This is a genomic window from Streptomyces sp. SID5643 (assembly GCF_009872555.1).
In the GTDB taxonomy this organism is placed as follows: Bacteria; Actinomycetota; Actinomycetes; order Streptomycetales; family Streptomycetaceae; genus Streptomyces; species Streptomyces iakyrus.
In genome coordinates this window covers 1-1045 of record NZ_WWIC01000115.1, presented here as the reverse complement: position 1 = coordinate 1045, position 1045 = coordinate 1, and the positions used below count along the sequence as shown (strand labels likewise).

The window sequence follows — 1045 nt, the reverse complement described above, 5'->3', positions numbered from 1 at the left end:
CCCGCCCCCACAACCCCCCGAGCCCGCCGCTTGGGCACACAGTGCACGGGCAGCACGCTCAGCCCCCACCCCCCGGCCGCGACCGCCGCCTCCAGCACCCCCGCCTCGGGCACGGCCACCAGTCGCGCCACGGCCCACCACCACAGCGCCCCCAGCCCCAGCGCGACCCCGTGGACCCCCCAGCCCCGGTTCCCCCGGCGCACTATCCCCGCCATGGCCGCCACCCCCAGCCCGACGCTATGCAGCCACCCGGGCAGGCAGACAGGGCGCACCACGGGCACACGGGCGCACCGCACTGATCGTCCGGGCAGCTCACTTCGCTCAAGCCGCGCACGTCGCACGGGCGGCGCACGCGTCCACAGCTCACGTGTCCAGCAGCGCTCACTGGCCCCGCAGCGCACACCCGCCCCGCAGCACTCACCGGCCCCGCAGCGCTCACACGCCCGACACCGCACACGCCGTCGCCGCCACGCACCCGCGCCACACCGCGCACCCCATCGCACCGCGCGGGCATGAATGCCGCGCACCGCACGGGCATGAATGCCGGACACCGCGACGCAGTGGAGAGACTCGTGCCCGGCGCGTGTAGAGGCGCGTCACCCGCTCCCGCGCCCTCTTCTGTCACCCGTTCTCGGCCTGGAACATCCAGTGATGCTTCTCCAGGTCCGCCGTGATCCCGATGAAGATGTCCTGGCTCACCGGATCCGGCTCACCGGTCGCCTCGACCCGCTCCCGCATCCGGGCGATCACCGCGCCCAGCGCTTCGACGAGCGTGCCCACGGCGGTCGTGTCGTCGACCCACCCTTCGGGGGTCACTCCGATCCCGCTACCCACGGCCACGGTCGCGGCGCGCCCGTCAGGGGAGATCCCGAGGGCCGCTGCGCGCTCGGCCACCGTGTCGGAGTACTTCCGCGCGATGTCGACGACCTCGTCGAGCTGGAGATGCACGGAGCGGAAGCGCTGCCCCACCACGTTCCAGTGGATCTGCTTCGCCACGAGGGCGAGGTCCACCAGGTCGACCAGGGCACCTTGCAGCGCCTCGGAC

At 73.6% G+C, this 1045-nt stretch carries 2 protein-coding genes; both read right to left on the bottom strand.

Annotation, left to right across the window (positions count from 1 at the left end; translation table 11 throughout):
* Positions 1-215 (bottom strand): hypothetical protein (locus GTY56_RS40550; protein WP_161365832.1); only part of this gene is annotated, 215 nt, incomplete at its 3' end.
* 406 nt (positions 216-621) lie between these two features.
* The coding region (locus GTY56_RS14860; RefSeq protein ID WP_161365831.1) for a Dps family protein at positions 622-1045 on the bottom strand (424 nt) is incomplete at its 5' end.